This is a genomic window from Pseudomonas sp. SK3(2021) (assembly GCF_016772375.1).
Classification (GTDB): domain Bacteria; phylum Pseudomonadota; class Gammaproteobacteria; order Pseudomonadales; family Pseudomonadaceae; genus Aquipseudomonas; species Aquipseudomonas chlororaphis_I.
In genome coordinates, this window is record NZ_CP061943.1 from 5,719,047 (window position 1) to 5,743,664 (window position 24,618).

At 62.7% G+C, this 24,618-nt stretch carries 19 protein-coding genes; 17 read left to right on the top strand and 2 right to left on the bottom strand.

The features are described from left to right. Positions 1-145: 145 nt before the first annotated feature. The 16 genes from dksA (at position 146) to IF690_RS25400 (ending at position 21,775) form a co-directional block, all read left to right on the top strand. Positions 146-586, top strand: coding sequence for an RNA polymerase-binding protein DksA (gene dksA / locus IF690_RS25325; RefSeq protein WP_007924645.1), 441 nt, complete (start codon positions 146-148; stop codon positions 584-586). Positions 587-729: 143 nt separating this feature from the next. Then, positions 730-1,626 carry a tRNA glutamyl-Q(34) synthetase GluQRS gene (gene gluQRS, locus IF690_RS25330; protein ID WP_202697829.1) on the top strand — a complete coding sequence of 299 codons (897 nt, stop codon included), beginning with the start codon at positions 730-732 and terminating at the stop codon, positions 1,624-1,626. A 75-nt stretch (positions 1,627-1,701) separates the two neighbouring features. After that, on the top strand, positions 1,702-1,878 hold the full coding sequence (locus IF690_RS25335) for a hypothetical protein (RefSeq protein WP_003176118.1): 177 nt from the start codon (positions 1,702-1,704) through the stop codon (positions 1,876-1,878). After that, on the top strand, positions 1,862-4,816 hold the full coding sequence (locus IF690_RS25340; RefSeq protein WP_202697830.1) for a sensor histidine kinase: 2,955 nt from the start codon (positions 1,862-1,864) through the stop codon (positions 4,814-4,816). Before IF690_RS25335 ends, IF690_RS25340 begins: the two co-directional genes overlap by 17 nt. Positions 4,817-4,838: 22 nt before the next feature. After that, complete coding sequence (locus IF690_RS25345; RefSeq protein ID WP_202697831.1) at positions 4,839-6,269, top strand: sigma-54-dependent transcriptional regulator; 1,431 nt, start codon at positions 4,839-4,841, stop codon at positions 6,267-6,269. Positions 6,270-7,003: 734 nt separating this feature from the next. After that, positions 7,004-8,404, top strand: coding sequence for a polynucleotide adenylyltransferase PcnB (locus tag IF690_RS25350; protein WP_202697832.1), 1,401 nt, complete (start codon positions 7,004-7,006; stop codon positions 8,402-8,404). 4 nt (positions 8,405-8,408) lie between these two features. Continuing rightward, positions 8,409-8,888 carry a 2-amino-4-hydroxy-6-hydroxymethyldihydropteridine diphosphokinase gene (gene folK, locus IF690_RS25355; RefSeq protein WP_202697833.1) on the top strand — a complete coding sequence of 160 codons (480 nt, stop codon included), beginning with the start codon at positions 8,409-8,411 and terminating at the stop codon, positions 8,886-8,888. Positions 8,889-9,124: 236 nt separating this feature from the next. Further along, positions 9,125-9,925, top strand: a complete 801-nt coding sequence (gene panB / locus IF690_RS25360; RefSeq protein ID WP_202697834.1) for a 3-methyl-2-oxobutanoate hydroxymethyltransferase — start codon at positions 9,125-9,127, stop codon at positions 9,923-9,925. Continuing rightward, positions 9,922-10,776, top strand: a complete 855-nt coding sequence (panC, locus tag IF690_RS25365) for a pantoate--beta-alanine ligase (protein ID WP_202697835.1) — start codon at positions 9,922-9,924, stop codon at positions 10,774-10,776. Before panB ends, panC begins: the two co-directional genes overlap by 4 nt. Positions 10,777-10,885: 109 nt before the next feature. Further along, entirely contained in the window at positions 10,886-11,266 is a 381-nt protein-coding gene (gene panD, locus IF690_RS25370; protein ID WP_023969381.1) for an aspartate 1-decarboxylase, read from the top strand. A gap of 240 nt (positions 11,267-11,506) precedes the next feature. After that, on the top strand, positions 11,507-13,171 hold the full coding sequence (gene pgi / locus IF690_RS25375; protein ID WP_202697836.1) for a glucose-6-phosphate isomerase: 1,665 nt from the start codon (positions 11,507-11,509) through the stop codon (positions 13,169-13,171). Positions 13,172-13,343: 172 nt separating this feature from the next. Next, on the top strand, positions 13,344-15,281 hold the full coding sequence (acs, locus tag IF690_RS25380) for an acetate--CoA ligase (RefSeq protein ID WP_202697837.1): 1,938 nt from the start codon (positions 13,344-13,346) through the stop codon (positions 15,279-15,281). A gap of 39 nt (positions 15,282-15,320) precedes the next feature. Next, positions 15,321-16,187 (top strand): oxygenase MpaB family protein, encoded by an 867-nt coding sequence (locus tag IF690_RS25385; protein ID WP_202697838.1) that lies wholly within the window; start codon positions 15,321-15,323, stop codon positions 16,185-16,187. A gap of 151 nt (positions 16,188-16,338) precedes the next feature. Further along, complete coding sequence (locus IF690_RS25390; protein WP_202697839.1) at positions 16,339-17,517, top strand: acetyl-CoA C-acetyltransferase; 1,179 nt, start codon at positions 16,339-16,341, stop codon at positions 17,515-17,517. A 209-nt stretch (positions 17,518-17,726) separates the two neighbouring features. Continuing rightward, positions 17,727-18,743 (top strand): class I SAM-dependent rRNA methyltransferase, encoded by a 1,017-nt coding sequence (locus tag IF690_RS25395; RefSeq protein ID WP_202697840.1) that lies wholly within the window; start codon positions 17,727-17,729, stop codon positions 18,741-18,743. 113 nt (positions 18,744-18,856) lie between these two features. Beyond that, positions 18,857-21,775 carry a DUF748 domain-containing protein gene (locus IF690_RS25400; protein ID WP_202697841.1) on the top strand — a complete coding sequence of 973 codons (2,919 nt, stop codon included), beginning with the start codon at positions 18,857-18,859 and terminating at the stop codon, positions 21,773-21,775. 200 nt (positions 21,776-21,975) lie between these two features. Here the strand turns inward: IF690_RS25400 and IF690_RS25405 are convergent, their stop codons facing one another. Together IF690_RS25405 and IF690_RS25410 are read right to left on the bottom strand one after the other, a co-directional pair. Then, entirely contained in the window at positions 21,976-22,332 is a 357-nt protein-coding gene (locus IF690_RS25405) for a BON domain-containing protein (protein ID WP_202697842.1), read from the bottom strand. A 288-nt stretch (positions 22,333-22,620) separates the two neighbouring features. Further along, positions 22,621-23,037: a pilin gene (locus tag IF690_RS25410; RefSeq protein WP_007924673.1), complete on the bottom strand. Its 417-nt coding sequence runs from the start codon at positions 23,035-23,037 to the stop codon at positions 22,621-22,623. A gap of 362 nt (positions 23,038-23,399) precedes the next feature. On the opposite strand from IF690_RS25410, the gene IF690_RS25415 reads away from it, so the two are divergent. Next, a complete protein-coding gene (locus IF690_RS25415; RefSeq protein WP_202697843.1) occupies positions 23,400-24,617 on the top strand; it encodes a type II secretion system F family protein in 1,218 nt (405 codons plus the stop codon). Position 24,618: the final 1 nt, after the last annotated feature.

Below are 24,618 nucleotides of genomic sequence, written 5' to 3' on the forward strand. Positions count from 1 at the left end.
GCCGCGGGACGCGGGCTCGACAACCGGGAGTAGCGCCGTCCGATTTGATCTGGTAAGTTCGCCCGCTTGCAGTCGCAGGGCCGGCATGTGTCGGTGATGGAGCAATCCTGCGCAATGGATTACATGAGTAGAGGCGGTCCATTTCATGCCCACCCAAGCAAAGCAACAGAATCAATCGATCAGCGGCTTCGAGCCTTATGTTGAAACCGCGGGCGAAGAGTACATGGGCAAGCCCATGCGCGAGCACTTCACCAAGATCCTGAACAAGTGGAAACAGGACTTGATGCAGGAAGTCGATCGCACTGTTGATCACATGAAAGACGAAGCAGCCAACTTCCCCGATCCGGCCGACCGTGCCAGCCAGGAAGAAGAGTTCAGCCTGGAACTGCGCGCCCGAGACCGCGAGCGCAAGCTGATCAAGAAGATCGACAAGACGCTGCAACTGATCGAAGACGAAGAATACGGCTGGTGCGAATCCTGCGGCGTCGAGATCGGTATTCGCCGCCTGGAAGCCCGCCCTACCGCCGACATGTGTGTCGACTGCAAGACCCTGGCGGAAATCAAGGAAAAACAAGTCGGCAAGTAATCGCTGGCTTGAACGAAAAACGGAGCGTGCGAACGCTCCGTTTTTGTTTCTGCCGCCTCCCCCTGCAGGCGCGAGCTTGCTCGCGATGGCGATCCTCCAGACGTCATCGTCACCTTGGGACCGAACGAAGTAACATCCTCTCCATGACTGCCTCTCACGCCTCTTCCTACATCGGGCGCTTTGCCCCAACCCCCAGCGGGCACCTGCATTTCGGCTCGCTGGTCGCCGCCCTGGCCTCCTACCTCGATGCCCGCGCCGTGGGCGGCCGCTGGTTGTTGCGCATGGAAGACCTCGATCCGCCCCGGGAAGAGCCCGGCGCCCAGGCAGCCATCCTCAAGGCCCTGGAAAGCTACGGCTTCGAGTGGGACGGCGAAATGGTCCGCCAGAGCGAGCGGCACGCGGCCTACGCCGAAGTCCTCGACCGCCTGTTCAACCAGGGCCTGGCTTACGCCTGCACCTGCTCGCGCAAACAACTGGAGCCCTACCACGGCATTTATCCGGGCCTGTGCCGCAATGCCGGACATGGCCAGGAAGATGCCGCCATCCGCGTGCGCGTGCCGGAGCTGGAATATCGCTTCACCGACCGGGTCCAGGGCCAATTCCGCCAGCATTTGGGACGGGATGTGGGCGACTTCGTGATCCGCCGCCGCGATGGCCTCTACGCCTATCAACTGGCGGTGGTGCTCGACGACGCCTGGCAAGGGGTGACCGATATCGTCCGTGGCGCCGACCTGCTGGACTCCACCCCGCGCCAGCTGTACCTGCAGGAACTGCTCGGCCTGCCGCAGCCGCGTTACCTGCATGTGCCGCTGATCACCCAGCCGGATGGGCATAAACTGGGCAAGTCCTACCGCTCCCCGCCGCTGGCCGCGGACCAGGCCACCCCGCTGCTGCTGCGTGCCTTGCGCGCCCTGGGGCAGAAAACCGACAGCGAAATGGTCCATGCCAGCCCTCCAGAGGTACTGAGCTGGGGGATCGAACACTGGGATGCTTTACTGATCCCACGCACACTGAGCGTGCCCGAAGCGCAAATACGCTGACGCCCCTTGCAGGTTGGCGCCCATCCGTTACCATCGCCGCACGTTTTCGGGCACACACAATAAAGAGAGGCCGAGATGTACATCTATCGCTTGGTCCTGCTGCTGGTAGTGGGGATCTACCTGTTCTCCCCCGCCATCATGGATTGGTGGATCGATGCTACGGGCGCCTGGTATCGCCCATATCTGCTCTGGCTGATCCTGATCGTCGTGACCTTCATCCTGCAGAGCCAAAAAGATGCCGATGAGCTTTAGCCTGACCCAGATGATCCTGATCAGCGCCGCGTACCTGCTGGTGCTGTTCGGGGTTGCCTGGATCAGCGAACGCGGCATGATCCCGCGCTCGATCATCCGCCACCCGCTGACCTACACCCTGTCCCTCGGGGTCTACGCCAGCGCCTGGGCCTTTTATGGCACGGTTGGCCTGGCCTATCAGTACGGCTACGGTTTTCTTTCCAGCTATCTCGGGGTCTCCGGCGCCTTCCTGCTGGCGCCAGTGCTGCTTTACCCGATCCTGAAAATCACCCGCACCTACCAACTGTCGTCGCTGGCCGACCTGTTCGCCTTCCGTTTTCGCAGCACCTGGGCCGGCGCGCTGACCACGGTGATCATGCTGGTCGGCGTATTGCCGCTGCTGGCCTTGCAGATCCAGGCGGTCGCGGACTCCATCGGCATCCTCACCCGCGAACCGGTGCAGCACCGGGTCGCCCTGAGTTTCTGTGCGCTGATCACCCTGTTCACCATCTTCTTCGGCTCCCGGCATATCGCCACCCGGGAAAAACACGAAGGCCTGGTGTTCGCCATCGCCTTCGAGTCGGTGATCAAGCTGATCGCCATCGGCGGCGTCGGCCTCTATGCCCTGTACGGCGTATTCGATGGTCCACAACAACTGGAGCTCTGGCTGCTGCAAAACCAGACCGCCCTCGCCGCCCTGCATACACCGCTGCAGGAAGGGCCGTGGCGCACGCTGCTGCTGGTGTTCTTCGCCTCGGCGATCGTGATGCCGCACATGTACCACATGACCTTCACCGAGAACCTCAACCCGCGCTCGCTGGTCAGCGCCAGCTGGGGCCTGCCGCTGTTCCTGTTGCTGATGAGCCTGGCGGTGCCGCTGATCCTCTGGGCCGGCCTGAAACTCGGCGCCACCACCAACCCCGAGTACTTCACCCTCGGCATCGGCATCGCTGCCAACAAACCGGCATTGGCCTTGATGGCCTATATCGGTGGGCTTTCCGCCGCCAGCGGCCTGATCATCGTCACCACCCTGGCGCTGTCGGGGATGGCCCTCAACCATCTGGTGCTGCCGCTGTATCAGCCACCGGCCGAAGGCAACATCTACCGCTGGCTGAAATGGACCCGTCGCGCGCTGATCGTGGCCATCATCATGGCCGGCTATGCCTTCTACCTGCTGCTGGGGGCCGAGCAGGACCTGGCCAACCTCGGCATCGTGGCCTTTGTCGCGACCCTGCAATTCCTTCCTGGCGTGCTCTCGGTGCTGTACTGGCCGACCGCCAACCGGCGCGGCTTCATCGCCGGGCTGATGGCCGGGACACTGGTGTGGCTGGTGACCATGTTGCTGCCGCTGATCGGCAACCTGCAGGGCTTCTATATACCGCTGCTGAACATGATCTACGTGCTGGACGACACCAGCTGGCACATGGCGGCCATCGCCTCGCTGGCCGCCAACGTCCTGATGTTCACCCTGATTTCGCTGTTCACCAACGCCAGCTCCGAAGAAGCCAGCGCCGCCGAGGCCTGCGCGGTGGACAACGTGCGTCGGCCGCAACGTCGCGAACTGCATGCCGCCTCGCCCCAGGAGTTCGCCACCCAGCTGGCCAAGCCCCTGGGCGCCAAGGCCGCGCAGAAGGAGGTCGAGCAGGCACTGCGCGACCTGTACCTGCCCTTCGACGAGCGCCGTCCCTACGCCCTGCGCCGCTTGCGCGACCGCATCGAAGCCAACCTGTCCGGCCTGATGGGCCCCAGCGTGGCCCAGGACATGGTGGAAACCTTCCTGCCCTACAAGGCCGGCGGCGAAAACTACGTGACCGAAGACATCCACTTCATCGAAAGCCGGCTCGAGGACTACCACTCACGCCTGACCGGCCTGGCCGCCGAGCTCGATGCCTTGCGCCGCTACCATCGCCAGACCTTGCAGGAACTGCCGATGGGTGTCTGCTCCCTGGCCAAGGACCAGGAAATCCTCATGTGGAACAAGGCCATGGAAGAGCTGACCAGCATTCCGGCACAGCATGTGGTCGGTTCGCGCCTGAGCACCATTGCCGATCCCTGGAGGGAGCTGCTGCAAGGTTTCATCAACGTCCCCGACGAACATCTGCATAAACAGCACCTGGCCCTCGACGGCCAGACCCGCTGGCTGAACCTGCACAAGGCCGCCATCGACGAACCCCTGGCCCCGGGCAACAGCGGCCTGGTGCTGCTGGTGGAAGACCTGACCGAAACCCAGATGCTCGAAGACAAGCTGGTACATTCCGAGCGCCTGGCCAGCATCGGCCGCCTGGCCGCCGGCGTGGCCCACGAAATCGGCAACCCGATCACCGGTATCGCCTGCCTGGCGCAGAACCTGCGCGAAGAGCGCGAAGAGGACAGCGAGCTCACCGAAATCAGCGGCCAGATCCTCGAGCAGACCAAGCGCGTGTCGCGCATCGTCCAGTCGCTGATGAGTTTCGCCCACGCCGGCAGCCACCAGCACAACGACGAAGCCGTGTGCCTGGCCGAGGTGGCGCAGGATGCCATTGGTCTGCTGGCGCTGAACCGGCGCAATTTCGAAGTGCAGTTCTTTAACCTGTGCGATCCGGACCACTGGGTCGACGGCGACCCGCAGCGGCTCGCCCAGGTACTGATCAACCTGCTATCCAACGCCCGCGACGCCTCACCGGCGGGCAGCGCGGTACGGGTCAAGAGCGAGGCCGGCGAACACACGATCGACCTGATCGTCGAAGACGAAGGCAGCGGCATCCCGTCGAGCATCATGGATCGACTGTTCGAACCCTTCTTCACCACCAAGGATCCGGGCGAAGGCACCGGACTGGGCCTCGCACTGGTCTATTCCATCGTTGAAGAGCATTATGGACAAATCACCATCGACAGCCCGGCTGACACCGAAAGCCAACGCGGCACCCGTATCCGGGTGACCTTACCGCGTCATGTCGAAGCGACGTCCGCTGTGAACTGAGACCGTCGAGAGAATCGAATCAATGCCGCACATTTTGATCGTCGAAGACGAAACAATTATCCGCTCCGCCTTGCGCCGCCTGCTGGAACGCAACCAGTACCAGGTCAGCGAAGCCGGTTCCGTGCAGGAAGCACAAGAGCGTTTCAGCATTCCCACGTTCGACCTGATCGTCAGCGACCTGCGCCTGCCTGGCGCCCCCGGCACCGAGCTGATCAAGCTCGGCCAGGGCACCCCGGTGCTGATCATGACCAGCTACGCCAGCCTGCGCTCGGCGGTCGACTCGATGAAGATGGGCGCGGTGGACTACATCGCCAAGCCTTTCGATCACGACGAAATGCTCCAGGCCGTGGCGCGCATCCTGCGCGACCGCCAGACCGCGCAGAGCAGCCCCAACGAGCGGCCAGCCGCCAAGTCGGGCAACGGCGCGGACAAGGCCAGCGCCAGCAACGGCGAAATCGGCATCATCGGCTCCTGCCCACCAATGCAGGATCTGTACAGCAAGATCCGCAAGGTCGCCCCGACAGACTCCAATGTACTGATCCAGGGTGAATCCGGGACCGGCAAGGAACTGGTGGCCCGTGCCCTGCACAACCTGTCCAAGCGCGCCAAGGCGCCGATGATCTCGGTGAACTGCGCGGCCATTCCGGAAACCCTGATCGAGTCCGAGCTGTTCGGTCACGAAAAAGGCGCCTTCACCGGTGCCAGCGCTGGGCGCGCCGGCCTGGTGGAAGCGGCGGATGGCGGCACCTTGTTCCTCGACGAAATCGGCGAATTGCCGCTCGAAGCCCAGGCCCGCCTGTTGCGCGTGCTGCAGGAAGGCGAAATTCGCCGGGTCGGCTCGGTGCAGTCGCAGAAGGTCGATGTGCGCCTGATCGCCGCGACCCACCGCGACCTCAAGAGCCTGGCCAAGATCGGCCAGTTCCGTGAAGACCTGTATTACCGCCTGCACGTGATTGCCCTGAAACTGCCAGCCCTGCGCGAACGCGGCGCCGACGTCAACGAAATCGCCAATGCCTTCCTCGCCCGTCAGAGCGCGCGCGTGGGCCGCACGGACCTGAAGTTCGCCCCGGACGCCGAGCAAGCCATTCGCCATTACTCTTGGCCAGGTAACGTTCGCGAACTGGAAAACGCTGTCGAGCGCTCGGTCATTCTGTGTGAAAGCCCGGAAATCTCTGCGGAACTGCTGGGTATCGATATCGAACTGAGCGATCTGGAAGACGAAGAATTCATCGGCCTGGCGCCCCAGGCCGCCAACGCCAACAACAGCAGCCACGAGCCGACCGAAGACCTGTCGCTGGAAGACTACTTCCAGCATTTCGTTCTCGAGCACCAGGACCACATGACCGAGACCGAACTGGCGCGCAAACTGGGCGTCAGCCGCAAATGCCTGTGGGAACGTCGCCAGCGCCTGGGTATCCCACGGCGCAAGACCGGGGTCGCCAGCGAAAGCTGAAGCCCGGCAGTAACGGGTTGTGGGTAACACGCGATCTTGTGAAAAAACTGTTACCTCAATCATTTCACGTAACAAAAGCCGGGGCTTACGGTAACGAAGCCCCGGCTTTTTTTCGCCTGGAGAAACCCCAGAATCGCGTCCAACCCATTGTTTTACTGGGCCTCACAAAAGTTGGCACGGCACCTGCTATATGTTTGGTACAAGAACAATAACAAGCAATGCATAAGACAATAAAAATAAGACGAATCGACTCACGCACAATAAAAACAACACGGCGGAGGCGCAGCTAACTGATTCTTTTGGAGAGGCGTTGTCATTGGGGCTTGCCCCACAACCAGGCCGAGAACAACAAAAACTGCCCTAAGGCAGAGCCTGAACTGGTTGGATCATTGATCATCGCAACACAGCGACCAAAGCAATCCGTTTGCTCTTGGCTCCCGATTGGGAGGGTCACTCTGGGTTAACCAGGTGACAAGGGCATTAAACAAAAACAAGAAGCCCGAAACCAATAATAAAAATAGAGCACGCAAACACTTCTGGGGGAGCTTCGGCTCCCCTTGTGGTTTCCGCGATTGCGCTTTTACTGACGAAAAGCCCCGCCAACCCGCGTTCCAAGGCGCCGCGCACGACTCGCCGCAGCTTCCTACACCATCCCCCGACTAAATGCTAGAATCCCCGCCCATCATGCGGTCATTCTTCGTTATGGCCGAACATTCCTTCAAACAGTGCATCCCATGCTGAAGAAGTTGTTCCAGTCATTCCGTTCTCCCTTGCGTCGTACGCAACACAAACGCAGCACGCCTGAAGTGCTCACCAGCAGCCAACATTCGCTGCAACGCGCCCAGTTCAGCCGTTATGCGGTGAACATCGTCGAACGCCTGCAGAACGCTGGCTACCAGGCCTACCTGGTCGGCGGTTGCGTGCGCGACATGCTGCTCAATATCACCCCCAAGGATTTCGACGTCGCCACCAGCGCCACGCCGGAACAGGTGCGAGCCGAATTCCGCAACGCCCGGATCATCGGCCGTCGGTTCAAGCTGGTGCATATCCACTTCGGCCGCGAGATCATCGAGGTCGCGACCTTCCGCGCCAATCATCCGCAAAACGATGAAGAAGACAGCAACCAGTCCTCGCGCAACGAAAGCGGGCGCATCCTGCGCGACAACGTGTACGGCACCCTCGAAGAAGACGCCCAGCGTCGCGACTTCACCATCAATGCCCTGTATTACGATCCGGTCAGCGAACGCATCCTCGACTACGCCAACGGCGTACACGACATCCGCAATCACCTGGTCCGCCTGATCGGCGATCCGCGCCAGCGCTACCAGGAAGATCCGGTACGCATGCTGCGGGCCGTGCGCTTCGCCGCCAAGCTGGATTTCGGTATCGAGAAACACACGGCCACGCCGATCCGCGACCTGGCCCCCATGCTGCGGGAAATCCCCTCGGCACGCCTGTTCGAGGAAGTGCTCAAGCTGTTCCTGTCCGGCCATGCCGCCGACACCTTCGAGATGCTGGTCGACCTGCAACTGTTCGATCCGCTGTTCCCGGCCAGCGCCGAGGCGCTGGAGTACAACCCGACCTACACCCATACGCTGATCAGCGAAGCCCTGATCAATACCGACCTGCGCATCAAGCAGAACAAACCGGTAACCCCGGCTTTCCTGTTCGCCGCGCTGCTCTGGCCTGCCCTTCCGGCTCGTGTGCTGCGTCTCCAGGAACGTGGCATGCCGCCGATTCCGGCGATGCAGGAAGCCGCTCACGAATTGATCAGCGAACAGTGCCAGCGCATCGCCATTCCAAAACGCTTCACCCTGCCAATCCGCGAAATCTGGGACATGCAGGAACGCCTGCCACGGCGCAGCGGCAAGCGCGCCGACCAGTTGCTGGACAACCCGCGGTTCCGCGCCGGTTATGACTTCTTGCTGCTGCGCGAAAGCGCTGGCGAGCAGACCGATGGCCTGGGCGAGTGGTGGACCGACTACCAGGACGCCAACGACGCCGGTCGCCGCGACATGATTCGCGATCTGAGCGGCAAGGACGAAGCCGGTACAGGCCCGCGCAAGCGTCGTCGCAGCAGTGGCGCCAAACGCAAGCGCGCCACCGCCGGCGTACCGAGCGCTTCCGGCGAATAACCCGATGGAACGCATCTACATCGGCATGGGCAGCAACCTGGCTGCCCCGGCAGAGCAATTGCGCAGCGCGATCGACGCGCTGGCACAATTGCCGCAAAGCCAGCTGGCAAGTGTCTCGGCCTTCTATCAAAGCGACTCCCTGCTGCCCGGCCAACCGCGCTACACCAACGCCGTGGCCGCCCTGGACAGCAACCTCGCACCTCTCGAACTGCTGGACGCGCTGCAAGCCATCGAAACCGGCCAGGGCCGCGAGCGCCTCGAGCGCTGGGGGCCGCGCACCCTGGACCTGGACATCTTGCTGTTCGGCGATCGCCTGATCGACGAGCCGCGGCTCAAGGTCCCGCATTACCACATGCAGGCCCGGGCCTTCGTCCTCTACCCCCTGGCCGAACTGGCCCCCGCCGACCTGCAACTGGCCGACGGTCGCCAGCTGCGCGATCTGCTCGCCGCCTGCCCATTTGTCGGCCTGGAACGTCTGGCCTGACTGCTGAAACGCATCAGTTACGGCGGTAACACTCACGCCGTAACAATGCGGTAACACATGCAATTGACTTCCCGAGTTCTCCTCACGACTATAGGCGTCCCGTTGCCGCCAACACGGCGTTACAGGGCGCAATCCAGGCCTTATAAGCACGACAGTAGACCGTGCGCCTGTATAGATAAGAATCACGCGCGTTACTCGCAGCAGTTTCCAGAGCGCCTGAATGAGGACCCTTTTTCATGCCAGACATCACCCTGACCACCCTGCAAGGCCTCAAGCAGAAAGGTGAGAAAATCACCATGCTGACCTGCTATGACGCGACCTTCGCCCACACCTGTTGCCAGGCCGGCGTTGAAGTACTGCTGGTGGGCGACTCCCTCGGCATGGTCTTGCAAGGGCATGACAGTACACTGCCAGTCACTACCGCCGAGATGGCCTACCACGTCGCCGCGGTCAAACGCGGCAACAATGGCGCCCTGATCCTCGCCGACCTGCCGTTCATGGCTTACGCCACCACCGAGCAGGCCCTGAACAACAGCGCCCAGTTGATGCAGGCCGGCGCGCACATGATCAAGGTCGAAGGCGCACTGTGGCTGGCGGAGTCCATCCGCCTGCTGGCCGAGCGTGGCATCCCGGTCTGCGCCCACATGGGCCTGACCCCACAATCAGTGAACATCCTCGGCGGCTACAAGGTGCAGGGGCGTAACGAAAACCAGGCCCGGCAGATGCGTGCCGATGCCATCGCCCTGGAAGCGGCCGGCGCGGCGATGCTGCTGCTCGAATGTGTGCCGAGCGAGCTGGCGGCGGAAATCACCCAGGCGGTGAAGATTCCGGTGATCGGCATCGGTGCCGGCAGCGCCACCGACGGTCAGGTGCTGGTTCTGCACGACATGCTGGGCTTGTCCCTGAGCGGTCGCGCGCCGAAGTTCGTGAAGAACTTCATGGCCGGCCAGGAAAGCATCCAGGCGGCCCTGAGCGCCTACGTCAATGAAGTCAAGGCCGTGACCTTCCCAGGCGCCGAACACGGGTTTTCTGCATGAATACTGTAAAAACCGTACGTGAACTGCGTGCCGCCGTGGCCCGTGCCCGTAGCGAGGGCAAGCGCATCGGCTTCGTACCGACCATGGGCAACCTGCACAGCGGTCATGCCGCCCTGGTGACCAAGGCGGCCCAGCGAGTGGATTTCGTAGTAGCGAGTATCTTCGTCAATCCGCTGCAGTTCGGCGCTGGCGAAGACCTCGACAAGTACCCGCGAACCCTGGCCGCCGACCAGGAAAAGCTCCTGCAAGCCGGCTGCCATCTGCTGTTCGCCCCTAGCGTCGAAGAGATGTACCCCGACGGCATGGAGGGCCAGACCCGGGTCAGCGTGCCGCAACTCTCCGAAGGCCTGTGCGGCGCCAGCCGTCCCGGGCATTTCGAAGGGGTGGCCACGGTGGTCAGCAAGCTGTTCAACATGGTGCAGCCGGACCTTGCGGTCTTCGGCCAGAAGGACTTCCAGCAACTGGCGGTGATCCGCGCCCTGGTGCATGACCTGAACATGCCGATCCAGATCATCGGCGAGCCCACCGTGCGGGCCGCCGATGGCCTCGCGCTGTCGTCGCGCAACGGTTACCTGAGCGAAGAACAACGTGCCATCGCCCCGGCGATCTATCGTGGCCTGACTCAGATCGCCCAGGCCATCAGCCAGGGTGAGCGAGATTATCCAAAGCTGCTGGACGAGCAGAAAAAAGTGCTCGAAGCCGCCGGCTTCCGCCCGGATTACCTGGAGATCCGCCACGCCCGGACCCTGCGCCCGGCCACCGCGCAAGACCGTGACCTGGTGATTCTGGCGGCGGCCTATCTGGGCGCTACCCGCCTGATCGACAACCTGCACCTGGACCTCGACGCCTAGGCCCCAACGGCCGATTGCCCGAAGCCCGACCTTCGGGCAAACTGCCGCCGCCCGGGGCCTGCAGCAATGCTGCGGGCCCTGTTCGAGGATCCGACCGAGAGAACCACTCATGCACGCCATCATGCTCAAGGCCAAGCTGCATCGCGCCGAAGTCACCCACGCTGTGCTCGACTACGAAGGCTCTTGCGCCATCGACGGCGAGTGGCTGGACTTGTCCGGTATCCATGAGTACGAACAGATCCAGATCTACAACGTCGACAATGGCGAGCGCTTCACCACCTACGCCATTCGTGGCGAGGAAGGCTCGCGCATGATCTCGGTCAACGGCGCCGCCGCGCACAAGGCCAAGGTTGGCGACCGGGTGATCATCTGCGCTTACGCTCACTACAGCGAAGCCGAACTGCTCAACTTCAAGCCACGCATGCTCTATATGGCGCCGGGCAACGAGCTGAGCCACACCAGCCATGCCATTCCGGTTCAGGTCGCCTGAGCCCCAATCGTTCTCACCCCCTGAAATCCCGCTCGTTGCGCGGCTCTGAGGCGCCGGTATAAAAAAGTACCGGCCGCAAGTCAGACAAAGCCAAGACAGATCAGCATGCGAGAGTTACTGTAATCGCCCTGCGTGCTTAATCGTGTCAGCGCAGGTTTGACCGAACGTTATTCTTCGAGCAGGACGTTCCGGGCTTTTCAGTGTCCAACAGGCAGTTCAAGTAAAAGGAAAACCGCAGCGATGGCGTACTACCGCACTCCTCACGACGTTACCGCTCTGCCCGCCTGGCAAGCGTTGAATGACCACCGCCAAGCCATGCAGGATTTCAGCATGCGCGAGGCCTTTAATGCCGACCCGCAGCGCTTTCATCAATTCAGCCTCAGCGGCTGTGGGCTTTTTCTCGATTACTCGAAAAACCTGATCACCTCCGAAACCCGCAACCTGCTGGTGCGCCTGGCCAATGAAGCCGGTCTGCAGGACGCGATCAAGGCGCTGTTCGCCGGTGAGCTGGTCAACTCGTCCGAAGGCCGTCCGGCCCTGCACACCGCCTTGCGCCGCCCAGTGGGCGACAAGCTGTCGGTCAACGGCGTCAACGTGATGCCGGAAGTGCACAAGGTGCTGAACCAGATCACCGAACTGGTCGGGCGCATCCATGACGGCCTGTGGCGCGGCTACACCGAGAAGCCGATCACCGACGTGGTGAACATCGGCATCGGCGGTTCGTTCCTCGGCCCCGAGCTGGTGTCCGAAGCCCTGTTGTCCTACGCCCAGAAAGGCGTGCGTTGCCATTACCTGGCCAATATCGACGGCAGCGAGTTCCACGAACTGTCCTCGAAGATCCGCGCCGAAACCACGCTGTTCATCGTCTCGTCGAAATCCTTCAACACCCTGGAGACCCTGAAGAACGCCCAGGCCGCGCGCGCCTGGTACCTGGCTCAGGGCGGTTCCGAGGCCGAGCTGTATCGTCACTTCATCGCGGTGTCGAGCAACAACGCCGCCGCCGTGGCCTTCGGCATCCGCGAAGAGAATATCTTCCCGATGTGGGACTGGGTCGGCGGGCGTTACTCGCTGTGGTCGGCCATCGGCCTGCCAATCGCCCTGGCGATCGGCATGTCCAACTTCAAGGAACTGCTGTCCGGCGCCTACACCATGGACCAGCACTTCCAGACCGCACCGTTCGAGCAGAACATGCCGGTCCTCCTGGCCCTGCTGGGCGTGTGGTACGGCAACTTCTGGGGCGCGCAAAGCCACGCGATCCTGCCGTACGACCACTACCTGCGCAACATCACCAAACACTTGCAGCAGCTGGACATGGAATCCAACGGCAAGAGCGTGCGCCAGGACGGCACGCCGGTTTCCACCGACACCGGCCCGGTGATCTGGGGCGGCGTGGGCTGTAACGGTCAGCACGCCTACCACCAGCTGTTGCACCAGGGCACCCAGTTGATCCCGGCCGACTTCATCGTGCCGATCGTCAGCTTCAACCCGGTCGCCGACCATCACCAGTGGCTGTATGCCAACTGCCTCTCGCAAAGCCAGGCGCTGATGCTCGGCAAGACCCGCGCCGAGGCCGAGGCCGAGCTGCGTGAAAAAGGCATGAGCGAGGCCGAAGTACAGAAGCTGGCACCGCACAAAGTGATCCCGGGCAACCGTCCGAGCAACACCCTGGTGGTCGAGCGCATCAGCCCGCGCCGCCTGGGCGCGCTGGTGGCGATGTACGAACACAAAGTCTTCGTGCAGAGCGTGATCTGGGGCATCAACGCCTTCGACCAGTGGGGCGTGGAGCTGGGCAAAGAGCTGGGCAAGGGCGTCTATAACCGCCTGGTCGGCAGTGAAGAAACCCCGGCCGAGGATGCTTCGACCCAGGGCCTGATCAACTACTTCCGCGGTCGCCACCGCGGCTGATGGCCCGCTGAAATATCCCTTCGCAAACCGGTCCACGGCTATGCAACCCCCATTCGCTGCATAGCCGCGGGCCGATTCGCGATCGGTCCTCCAAGACCGCTCTCCCCTTGAACCCCTTCCGATCAAGGCGCATCTTTATTGCTTGTCGCTAAAACAAGAATAAGGAACCGTCATGTTCGATATCAGCATGTACCCCCAAGCCGATGCCGTCCGCCGGGCTGCGCAATTGAGTCAGGACGACTACCAGCGGCTGTACCGCGAATCCATCGAGCACCCCAGTACCTTCTGGGCCGAACAGGCCACCCGCTTTCTCGACTGGAGCGCCCCCTGGCAAACCGTGCAGCGCTATGACCTGAAAACCGGCGCCGCCAGTTGGTTCGCCGGCGGCCGGTTGAACGTCAGCTACAACTGCATCGACCGCCATCTGGAAAAACGCGGCGACCAGGTGGCAATCATCTGGGAAGGCGACGATCCTGCCGAATCGCTGCAGATCACCTACAAGAAACTCCATCACTACGTCTGCCGCCTGGCCAACGTCCTGAAAAGCCGCGGCGTAAAAAAAGGCGACCGGGTCTGCATCTACATGCCGATGATCCCCGAGGCGGCCTACGCCATGCTCGCCTGCACCCGTATCGGCGCGGTGCACTCGGTGGTCTTTGGCGGATTCTCCCCGGACGCGCTGCGCGACCGCATTCTCGATGCCGACTGCCGCACCGTGATCACCGCTGACGAAGGGGTGCGCGGCGGCAAGTTCGTGCCCTTGAAAAACAACGTCGACAAGGCCCTGCAAAGCTGCCCGAACGTCAGCACGGTGGTGGTGGTCGAGCGCACCCAGAACCCGGTGAACTGGGTCGAAGGCCGCGACCTCTGGTACCACCAGGCCCTGCGCGACGTCGAAGACGACTGCCCGCCGCAACCGATGGACGCCGAAGACCCGCTGTTCATCCTCTACACCTCCGGCAGCACCGGCAAACCCAAAGGCGTGCTGCACACCACCGGCGGCTACTTGCTGCAGGCGGCGATGACCTTCAAATACGTGCTGGATTATCGCGAAGGTGAAGTCTTCTGGTGCACCGCCGATGTCGGCTGGGTCACCGGCCACAGCTACATCGTCTACGGCCCGCTGGCCAATGGCGCGACCAGCCTGATCTTCGAGGGCGTGCCCAGCTACCCGAGCAGTTCGCGCTTCTGGGAAGTCATCGACAAGCACCGGGTGAATATCTTCTACACCGCCCCCACCGCATTGCGCGCGCTGATGCGCGAAGGCCCCGAGCCACTGCAACACACCTCGCGCAGCAGCCTGCGCCTGCTGGGCAGCGTCGGCGAGCCGATCAACCCGGAAGCCTGGGAGTGGTATTTCAATAGTGTCGGCGAGCAGCGCTGCCCGATTGTCGATACCTGGTGGCAGACCGAAACCGGCGGCATCATGCTCAGCCCGCTGGTCAGCGCCAGCCGGATCAAGCCGGGCTGCGCCACCCGCCCGATGTTCGGGGTGCAGCCGGTACTGCTGGACGAGCACGGCAAGGAAATCCACGGCGCCGGCAGCGGCATCCTGGCGATCAAGGCCAGTTGGCCGGCGCAGATCCGCAGTGTCTACGGCGACCCGCAGCGCATGGTCGAGACTTATTTCAAACCCTACCCGGGCTACTACTTCACCGGCGACGGCGCGCGGCGCGATGAAGACGGCGATTACTGGATCACCGGACGCATCGACGACGTGATCAACGTCTCCGGACATCGCATCGGCACCGCCGAGGTCGAGAGCGCCCTGGTCCTGCACGACAGCATCGCCGAGGCCGCCGTGGTCGGTTACCCCCACGACCTCAAGGGCCAGGGCATCTATGCCTTTGTCACCCCGATGAATGGGGTCGAGCCCAGCGACGAGCTGAAGAATGAGCTGTTGAGCCTGGTCAGCCGCGAGATCGGCAGTTTCGCCAAGCCGGAGCTGATCCAGTGGGCACCGGCCTTGCCGAAAACCCGCTCGGGCAAGATCATGCGGCGTATCCTGCGCAAGATCGCCTGCAACGAGCTCGACAGCCTGGGCGATACCTCGACCCTGGCCGACCCGAGTGTGGTCGAGGGCCTGATCGATAAACGCCTGAACCTCTGAGCGGGGCCTCGGGCCTCAACCAAGGAACAGCCAAGCGGTATGGAATTCATTCGCAGTCGTATCGAAACCCAGGTCATGAGCCTGGGTGGTCTGTCGCTGGGTCAGCTCGACCTGGACAACCCCAAGGGCGACCCGGGCCTGTTCGGCCCGGACGCCATCTGCTGGCAAGTGCATGGCGATTTCAGCAGCATGCTGATCGGCGGTATCAGCGCCTTGTTGATGCAGGCCCTGCACCCGCTGGCCCTGGCCGGGGTCTGGGATCATTCGAACTTCCGGGAAGACATGATCGGGCGCCTGCGGCGTACCGCGCAGTTCATTTCCGGCACCACCTTCGGTTCGCGGCAGGATGCCGAATGGCTGATCGACAAGGTGCGCACCATTCACCTGCAGATCGTCGGCCACGCGCCAGACGGCCGGCCCTATGCCGCCAGCGATCCGCAGTTGCTGACCTGGGTGCATGTGGCCGAGGTCAGCAGCTTTCTGGCGGCGCATCTGCGTTATCGCAATCCGCAGCTGTCGCCTGCCGACCAGGACCGTTACTACGGGGAAGTCGCGCTGATCGCCGAACGTCTTGGCGCCAGTGATGTACCGCGCTCGCGCCGGGCCGTGGCGGATTACCTGGCACGGATGCGCCCACAGCTGCTCTGCGATGAACGCAGCCGCGAGGTGCTGCGTTTGCTCTTGGCGGCACCTGCCCCAAGCCGCCTGGCCAAACCCTTCGGCTCGTTGATGATGCAGGCCGGCATCGACCTGCTGCCCGACTGGGCCAGTAACATGCTCGGCGTCGACCAGGGTCTGCTGCAACGCCAGTTGATCCGCGCCAGCGTCAACCGCAGTGCGCCGATGCTGCGCTGGGCGGTACGCAACGGTTCGATACATCGCGCGCGCCGGCGCATGGGCCTGTAATACCCGACCGGGCGAACAGAACGCGACCCACCGGTTCGCGATTGGCGGCGCCGCGACCTTCTATGCAACCATGATTTTCCAAGTTCTCGCGCATCGGCCACGGTCCTATAGCCGCCGACCGATGCCGCCAATGACCATGAGGATTCGCGCCATGCAAGACGTCGTAATCGTTGCCGCCACCCGCACCGCGGTCGGCAGTTTCCAGGGTTCGCTGGCCAATATCCCCGCGGTCGATCTCGGCGCCGCGGTGATCCGCCAGCTGCTGGCCCAGACCGGCCTGGACGGTGCCCAGGTCGATGAAGTGATCATGGGCCAGGTGCTCACCGCCGGCGCCGGGCAGAACCCCGCGCGCCAGGCCGCGATCAAGGCCGGCCTGCCCCACGCCGTGCCGGCGCTGACCCTGAACAAGGTCTGCGGCTCCGGCCTCAAGGCTTTGCACCTGGGCGCCCAGGCGATCCGCTGCGGCGACGCCGAGGTGATCATCGCCGGCGGCCAGGAGAACATGAGCCTGGCCAACTACGTGCTGCCCGGCACCCGCACCGGCCTGCGCATGGGCCACGGCCAGATCGTCGACAGCATGATCAGCGACGGCCTGTGGGACGCCTTCAACGACTACCACATGGGCATCACCGCCGAGAACCTGGTGGACAAATACGGCATCAGCCGCGAAGCCCAGGACGCCTTTGCCGCCGCCTCGCAGCAGAAAGCCGTGGCCGCCATCGAGGGCGGGCGTTTCGCCGATGAGATCACCCCGATCCTGATTCCCCAGCGCAAGGGCGAGCCCGTGGCCTTCGCCACCGACGAGCAGCCGCGCGCCGGCACCACCGCCGAGTCCCTGGGCAAGCTCAAGCCGGCCTTCAAGAAGGACGGCACGGTCACTGCCGGCAACGCCTCGTCGCTGAACGACGGCGCCGCCGCGGTGATCCTGATGAGCGCCGCCAAGGCCAAGGCCCTGGGCCTGCCGGTGCTGGCGAAGATCGCCGCCTACGCCAACGCCGGCGTCGACCCGGCGATCATGGGCATCGGCCCGGTGTCGGCCACCCGCCGCTGCCTGGACAAGGCCGGCTGGTCCCTGGAGCAACTGGACCTGATCGAAGCCAACGAAGCCTTCGCCGCCCAGTCGCTGTCGGTGGGCCAGGAGCTGGGTTGGGACGCGAGCAAGGTCAACGTCAATGGCGGCGCCATCGCCCTCGGCCACCCGATCGGCGCCTCGGGCTGCCGGGTGCTGGTGACCCTGCTGCACGAGATGCTCAAGCGCGATGCCAAAAAAGGCCTGGCGACCTTGTGCATCGGCGGCGGCCAGGGCGTGGCATTGGCCATCGAACGCTAACCCCGTCCCTTTGTAGGAACGAACTTGCTCGCGAAAGAAACGTCATCCCACCGCAGTACGTCAGGCATAGCGCATTATCGTTGACGTTCATCGCGAGCAATCGAACGTCGACCGGCCGCTCCTACAAGACCACCACCCAAGCGCGTTCGCCTACAAGCGCCGAGCGAAGCTGGTAGACTGCCCCACCCAATCATCCGCTAGGCGCCCGCATGTCTTCCTTGAATCAGGCGCTGCGCGCCGCCCTCGATCATCGCCAGGACCTGCTCGTCGAGCTGCATCAACAAGGCACCGACTGCTATCGGCTGTTCCATGGCAGCCAGGAAGGCGCCGGGGGCCTGACCATCGACCGTTACGGCCCGCAACTGCTGGTGCAAAGCTTTCACCAGACGCTGGAACGCGAGGCCCTGCTGCAATTGCACGAGACCGCCCAGGAGCAGTTGGGCCTGGACACCCTGCTGGTCTACAACGATCGCTCCCGGGGCAACTCACGCATCGACCGCGAAGACCCGGTTTACCGCGCCGAAGAAGAGGCGCTGAAAGACCTGGTCGGCCACGAATGGGGCTTGAACTACCGGGTACGCGGCCGACATGCCGGCCAGGACCCGCTGCTGTTTCTCGACCTGCGCAACGCCCGTGGCTGGGTCAAGGCCCACAGCACCGGCAAGAGCGTGCTGAACCTGTTCGCCTATACCTGCGGTGTCGGCCTGAGTGCCGCGGCAGGTGGCGCCCGTGAGGTGTGCAACCTGGACTTCGCCGAGGGCAACCTGGCCGTCGGCCACGAAAACGGCCAACTCAATCCGCAATTGCCGGCCATGCAGTTCGTACAATCGGATTACTTCCCGGCGATCCGGCAACTGGCCGGCCTGCCCATCACCCAGCGCCGCGGGCAAAAGCTGCCCGGCTACCCACGCCTGGAACAACGCCAGTACGACCTGGTGCTGCTCGACCCGCCGGCCTGGGCCAAGAGTGCATTCGGCACCGTCGACCTGCTGCGCGACTATCAGAGCCTGCTCAAGCCGGCCCTGCTGGCTACCGCCGACAATGGCGTGCTGATCTGCTGCAACAACCTGGCGAAAGTGACGCTGGAGGACTGGCGCGAACAGGTGCTGCGCTGTGCCGAAAAGGCCGGGCGCCCGGTACGCGAATGGCAGGTGCTGACACCCGGTCGCGACTTCCCTTCCATGGACCAGCAACCGCCGCTCAAGACCCTGATCCTGCAACTCTGATCTCCTGCGAGGAATCTGAATAATCCTGTTTGCGACAGTCATGGGATTGTTTCGGAACCGGAAACGCATGCCATACTCCAACGCACTTCCGGTTCAGATAGATGAAGCCTCGCATGTCCAAAGGATTGATCCGCGCTATCGGCGCTTTGTTGACCGCCCTCGCCCTGTACAGCCTGTTGGGCTTTCTGATTTTGCCGGGTATCGCCTTGCGGGTGGCCAATCAACAGTTGGCCAACTACGCGACGGTACCGGCAAAGATCCAGCGCATCGAACTCAACCCGTTCAGTCTTGAACTGACGCTCTGGGGCCTGAATATCGGTGAGCCGGGCAAGGAGCAGGTGGCCTTCGAGCGTCTCTACGCCAACCTGCAACTGGACAGCCTCTGGACCCGCGCGCTGCACCTGGCCGATATCGAGCTGGACAAACCCAAGAGCGAGATCCTGTTCGCCAAGGACGGCAAGCTCAACCTGCTGGGCCTGTTCAACCTGCCCGCCAGCGAACCGACTCCGGATGACCCCGAGGCCAAGCCGTTCCCCCTGCGTATCGAGCGCATCAAACTGGCGGGCGGTTATGTGCACTTCCAGGACACGCGGCCCAGCGAGCCCATCGATTTCCTCTACGACAAACTCGATCTCGAACTGAAGAATCTCAGCACCCTGCCCGACGACAGTGCCGACATGACCCTGGTCGCCGTGGGCCCCGCGGGCGGTCAGATCGATTGGAGCGGCAATTTCAGCCTGACCCCGATCGCCTCCGAAGGCACCCTGAAAATCACCGACGGCCAGATGAAAGCCTGGTGGCCCTATGTCCGCGATGCCTTGCCCCTGGTCCTCGAGGACGGCGTGCTGAACCTCAACACCCGCTACAAGCTGAACCTGGCCAAGGAAACCGAACTGCTGCTCAGCGATGCCTCGGTGAGCGTCGCCCCTTTCGCCATCAAGGCCCCCGATGGTCGACCACTGGCTCGCCTGGAGCGCCTGGACGTCAGTGAGACCACCGTCGACCTGGCCAAGCAGCAAGTGGTGGTCGGCAAGATCCGCAGCCAGAAACTGGAAACCTGGGCCGCCCTGGAGGCCGATGGCCAACTGGACTGGCAGAAACTGTTCGCCAGCCAGCCGGCCAAACCGGCCGCCAAGCCCGTTCCGGCCGCCACCGATAGCCCGCAGCCAGCTGCCCCGGCGCCAAGCAAACCCTGGCAGGTACTGCTCAAGGATGTGCAACTGCGCAATTACCAGGTGCACCTGGCGGACCGCCAGGCCAAGCCAGCGGTGGCGCTGGAGGTCGGGCCACTGAACCTCGACGTGCAGAACTTCGACAGCCTCAACCAGTCGCCTTTCAACCTCAAGCTCGACACCGGGCTGGGCAAGCAGGGCAAGGTCCTCGCCAGCGGCGTGGTCAACCTGCAACCGGTGACCGCCAAGCTGGCGGTGCAGACCAAGGACATCGACCTGCGGGTCGCCCAGTCCTATATCAGCCCGTTCATTCGCCTGGAGCTGCGTAGCGGCATGCTCGGCAGCGACCTGGCTGTAGACCTGAAAAACATCGATCCCCTGACATTCAGCGTGACCGGCCGGGCCCAGGTCGACCAGTTGCACACCCTGGACACCCTGAAAACCCGCGACTTCGTGAAATGGCAGCAACTGGTGCTCGAAGGCCTGAACTATCAGCACGGTGACAGCCTGACGATCAACAAGGTCAACCTGATGCAGCCCTATGCGCGCTTCATGATCAACGATGACCGCACCACCAACATCGATGACCTGCTGATCCCGCAACCGGCCGACAGCGCGCCGAAAAGTGCCGCCAAGCCGGCCACCAAGGAAAAACCCCTGGGCATCCATATCGGCCAGATCGCCATCAACGACGGTTCGGCCAACTTCGCCGACTTCAGCCTGACCCCCAACTTCGCCACGGCCGTCCAGCAGCTCAATGGCCAGATCGGCACCATCGACAGCCGCCAGGCAAAACCGGCCAGCGTCGATATCAAGGGCAAGGTCGATCGTTATGCGCCGGTCACCATCAAGGGCAGCGTGAACCCCTTCGATCCAATGGCCGCGCTGGACATCGCCACCAGTTTCAAACGCGTCGAACTGACCACCCTGACCCCCTACTCCGGCAAGTTCGCCGGCTACCGTATCCGCAAGGGCCGGCTCAACCTCGACCTGCACTACGTCATCACCAACGGCCAGCTCAAGGCCGAGAACAAAGTGGTGGTCGAACAACTGGAGCTGGGGGAAAAAGTCGACAGCCCGGATGCCGTGAGCCTGCCCCTGAAACTGGCGGTTGCCTTGCTCAAGGATGTCGACGGCAAGATTTCCATCGAACTGCCGGTGACCGGCGACCTCAACAACCCGCAATTCAGCGTCATGCCGATTGTCTGGCAGACCCTGCGCAACCTGATCGTCAAGGCGGCCGCCGCGCCGTTCAAACTGATTGGCGGGCTGGTCGCGGGCAGTGGTTCGGAAGACTTGGGCAGCGTCTCGTTCGCCCCGGGCTCGAGTGACTTGAGCCCGGAATCGGAAGCGGCGCTGGTCAAGCTGTCCAACGCGCTCAAGGAGCGTCCGGCCCTGCGCCTGGAGATCGAAGGTACCGCCGCGCAGAGCAGCGATGGTCCGCTGATCGCCGAGCAACGCCTGGAGCGGGAATACCAGTACAACTACTACAAGATGCTCCAGCGCCGCGGCGACAAGGTACCGGCCCAGGCCTCGCTGCTGAAGGTGCCGGAGGGCGAGAAAGGCCCGCTGCTGGAAGGCATCTATCGCACGCGCCTCAAGACCCAGCCACCAGCCGAATGGAAGGATCTGGGCAAGGAAGAGCGCACCGCGAAAATGCGTGAAGGCGTGATCAAGTTCTGGAGTGGCAGCGATGTGCTGTTGCGCCAGCTGGGCCAGGAACGGGCCAGCAGCATCAAGGACTTCCTGGTGGACAAGGGCCAACTGGCGGACGACCGGGTCTACTTCATCGATGCCAACCTCGGCCAGGCCGAAAGCGACGGTCGGGTCATTACCCCCATGCACCTGGACGCCGAATAACCGCCCTTCCCGCCGCCCCGGGAACGGGTCGGCCCTGCGGTTTTCCCGCCACAAACAGAACAGGCCCCGACACACTGTGCCGGGGCCTGTTCTGTTTGCAGAGGAGCCACCTCCCTGTGGCCATTCGCATGAACCTTCAGGGAAGCGGTAGATAAGTCATCTACCGCATCCTCTCCCTGTCCCGGAAAGAAGCTTGAGGCCTACTCGGTTTTCAAACCGTCAGCCGATACCGCCTTCACGCCCTTGATATTCTTGGCGATGTTGACTGCGGTTTCTTTCTGCGCCGCGGTCAGAGCAGTGGTGGAGGACAGGGAAACCACGCCCTTGTTGGTTTCGACCTTGATGTCGGTACCAGGAATGCCTTTTTCAGTTACGAGATCCGCTTTGACTTTGGTGGTGATCCAGGTGTCGGAAGTGGCTTCCTTGGCCTTGGTCACTTCACCCGCCGCGAGCACCATTGGCGCCTGAGTAGCTTGAGAGGTCTGGGCAAATGCAACGTTAGCCATGGTCAGGGTCAGAGCGGTAGCAGTTGCAGCAGCGATAGCGAACGTCTTCATACGAGTAACTCCTGTTCTTCTGGAAAACCTGCTCCAAGTCCTGGCAGCAGGGTTACTTAAGTAGATTGCAGGCGTTATGCCAAGTTCATAAAAACAATAAAGCCTTTAAATATCAATGAGTTATAAAACTGACAGAGCACTTTCGATCATGCAAAATGCATGACCGGCGAATAATCTGCATGCAAGTTGCATTTCCCGCTGGAGAGCTAACTTCCTGAATTCTCGATACTTTCCCAAAAGGCGCAGCGGCGCGTGGCGTTTCACGGACCGAGCCAGCGAGAACCGGGCTCAACTGCCGCTGGCGGTGCAACCCTTGGGGGAGTAATCCGCGGGGACCGTGGTGGTGCAGACCCAGCCATCGGCCGTGGTGCGGGTCAGGGTGACGGTCTTGTTCAACACCGGCGCCGGTGCATTGAGGATGGTGCAGCCAATGGTTCCTGCCCCGGTCGAGGCAGAACCCGCGGCGGTCATGGTGCAGTTCGATGTCGCCGCCTTGCCCCCCACCAGCTCCAGGGTCGGGTCGCTGCCCTGGTTCAGCACGTCCTCGAAGTTGACCTTCAGCGCCGAGGCTTCGGCCAACGCCGCGGTGACCTTGGCCCGCGCCTGGTATTTGGAATACAGCGGCATGGCAAAGGTGGCCAGGATGCCGATGATCGCCACGACGACCAGCAACTCGATCAAGGTAAAACCTTTCTGATACTTCATTTATCTGCTCCAAGCAGGGGATATCCAGGGGTCTGGGCACTCACCAGACAGCCATAGCACAGCCTGTGCCAGCGCCTGCGCCCCCGGGAAAACGGGAGCTTAGCGACGCGGACCTGCAGCAGTGAGCGCCAGAAGTCGCACTATCTGACACTTTTTGTCAGCCAAGTGCCCTGAGCCACTCGCCGTGACGGGCTACGCTGTCACTCGACCATCGATTCCATTCACGGCCCTCCCTATCCAAGGAACGTATCGGGCCATTCAAACTCTATGAGCCGGACGCCGCGCCCACACGGCGATCCATTCGCTAACGCACAGGGCATTGCCGGCCCTGAGGATCCATCATTACCCGGGGACTCGACACCATGGCGGTCAAAGCAGCAAAAGTCAGTGTTTACCTGTGGGAAGGCACCGACAGGCAAGGCAGCAAACTGCGCGGCGAATTGAGCGGCCATACCCCTTCGCTGATCAGGGCCCAACTGCGCAAGCAAGGCATCAGCCCGGCCAGGGTCAGGAAGAAATCCAGCTCGCTGTTCCAGCGCACGCCCCCGATCAAGGCTCGCGACATCAGCCTGTTCACCCGGCAGTTGGCGACCCTGATCAAGGCCGGCGTGCCGCTGCTGCAGTCGTTCGACATCATTGCCGAGGGCTTCGATAACCCGAACATGCGCAAACTGATGGCCGAGCTGAAACAGGACATCGCCGCCGGCAGCAGCTTCACTGGCGCATTACGCAAGAGGCCGCGGTATTTCGACGAGCTGTACTGCAGCCTGGTGGATGCCGGCGAACAGGCCGGCGCCCTGGAAACCCTGCTGGAGCGGGTGGCGACCTACAAGGAAAAAAGCGAGAACCTCAAGACGCGAATCCGCAAGGCCATGACCTATCCCCTGGCGGTGATCTGCGTGGCGCTGGTGGTGACGGGGATCCTGCTGGTCAAGGTGGTGCCGCAATTCCAGTCGATGTTCCAAGGCTTCGGCGCGCAACTGCCGGTGTTCACCCAACTGGTCATCGCCCTCTCGGAATTCGTGCAGCACTGGTGGTGGCTGCTGGCGGGCGCTCTGTTGCTCAGCGCATTCGGCCTGCGCCATGCCCACCGGCGCTCACCACGCTTTCGCCACTGGCTGGACGCGGGCCTGCTGAAACTGCCGTTGGTGGCGCCGCTGCTGTACAAGTCCGCGGTGGCCCGCTACGCCCGCACCTTGTCCACCACCTTCGCAGCCGGGGTACCGCTGGTGGAAGCCTTGAGCTCGGTCGCCGGAGCCACCGGCAATCAGGTGTTCAAGCATGCGGTGAACCGCATCAGGCAGGACGTGGCGACCGGCATGCAATTGCACTTTTCCATGCGCGCATCCGGCATATTTCCCGGCATGGCGATCCAGATGACCGCCATCGGCGAAGAATCCGGGGCCCTGGATGGCATGCTGGAAAAAGTCGCGATCCACTACGAGGAAGAGGTCGATACCCTGGTCGACACCCTGAGCAGTCTCATGGAGCCCGTGATCATGGTAGTTTTGGGCACCCTGGTCGGCGGCCTGGTGGTCGCCATGTACTTACCCATCTTCCAACTCGGCACAGCGATCTGAA

Bases quoted from the DNA above. Each gene is read 5' to 3' on its own strand.
- IF690_RS25415 (WP_202697843.1), top strand. From the start codon at position 23,400: ATGGCGGTCAAAGCAGCAAAAGTCAGTGTTTACCTGTGGGAAGGCACC.
- IF690_RS25405 (WP_202697842.1), bottom strand. From the start codon at position 22,332: ATGAAGACGTTCGCTATCGCTGCTGCAACTGCTACCGCTCTGACCCTG.
- IF690_RS25350 (WP_202697832.1), top strand. From the start codon at position 7,004: ATGCTGAAGAAGTTGTTCCAGTCATTCCGTTCTCCCTTGCGTCGTACG.
- acs (WP_202697837.1), top strand. From the start codon at position 13,344: ATGTTCGATATCAGCATGTACCCCCAAGCCGATGCCGTCCGCCGGGCT.
- IF690_RS25345 (WP_202697831.1), top strand. From the start codon at position 4,839: ATGCCGCACATTTTGATCGTCGAAGACGAAACAATTATCCGCTCCGCC.
- IF690_RS25340 (WP_202697830.1), top strand. From the start codon at position 1,862: ATGCCGATGAGCTTTAGCCTGACCCAGATGATCCTGATCAGCGCCGCG.
- pgi (WP_202697836.1), top strand. From the start codon at position 11,507: ATGGCGTACTACCGCACTCCTCACGACGTTACCGCTCTGCCCGCCTGG.
- gluQRS (WP_202697829.1), top strand. From the start codon at position 730: ATGACTGCCTCTCACGCCTCTTCCTACATCGGGCGCTTTGCCCCAACC.
- IF690_RS25400 (WP_202697841.1), top strand. From the start codon at position 18,857: ATGTCCAAAGGATTGATCCGCGCTATCGGCGCTTTGTTGACCGCCCTC.
- folK (WP_202697833.1), top strand. From the start codon at position 8,409: ATGGAACGCATCTACATCGGCATGGGCAGCAACCTGGCTGCCCCGGCA.
- panD (WP_023969381.1), top strand. From the start codon at position 10,886: ATGCACGCCATCATGCTCAAGGCCAAGCTGCATCGCGCCGAAGTCACC.
- IF690_RS25395 (WP_202697840.1), top strand. From the start codon at position 17,727: ATGTCTTCCTTGAATCAGGCGCTGCGCGCCGCCCTCGATCATCGCCAG.
- dksA (WP_007924645.1), top strand. From the start codon at position 146: ATGCCCACCCAAGCAAAGCAACAGAATCAATCGATCAGCGGCTTCGAG.
- IF690_RS25410 (WP_007924673.1), bottom strand. From the start codon at position 23,037: ATGAAGTATCAGAAAGGTTTTACCTTGATCGAGTTGCTGGTCGTCGTG.
- IF690_RS25390 (WP_202697839.1), top strand. From the start codon at position 16,339: ATGCAAGACGTCGTAATCGTTGCCGCCACCCGCACCGCGGTCGGCAGT.
- panB (WP_202697834.1), top strand. From the start codon at position 9,125: ATGCCAGACATCACCCTGACCACCCTGCAAGGCCTCAAGCAGAAAGGT.
- IF690_RS25335 (WP_003176118.1), top strand. From the start codon at position 1,702: ATGTACATCTATCGCTTGGTCCTGCTGCTGGTAGTGGGGATCTACCTG.
- IF690_RS25385 (WP_202697838.1), top strand. From the start codon at position 15,321: ATGGAATTCATTCGCAGTCGTATCGAAACCCAGGTCATGAGCCTGGGT.
- panC (WP_202697835.1), top strand. From the start codon at position 9,922: ATGAATACTGTAAAAACCGTACGTGAACTGCGTGCCGCCGTGGCCCGT.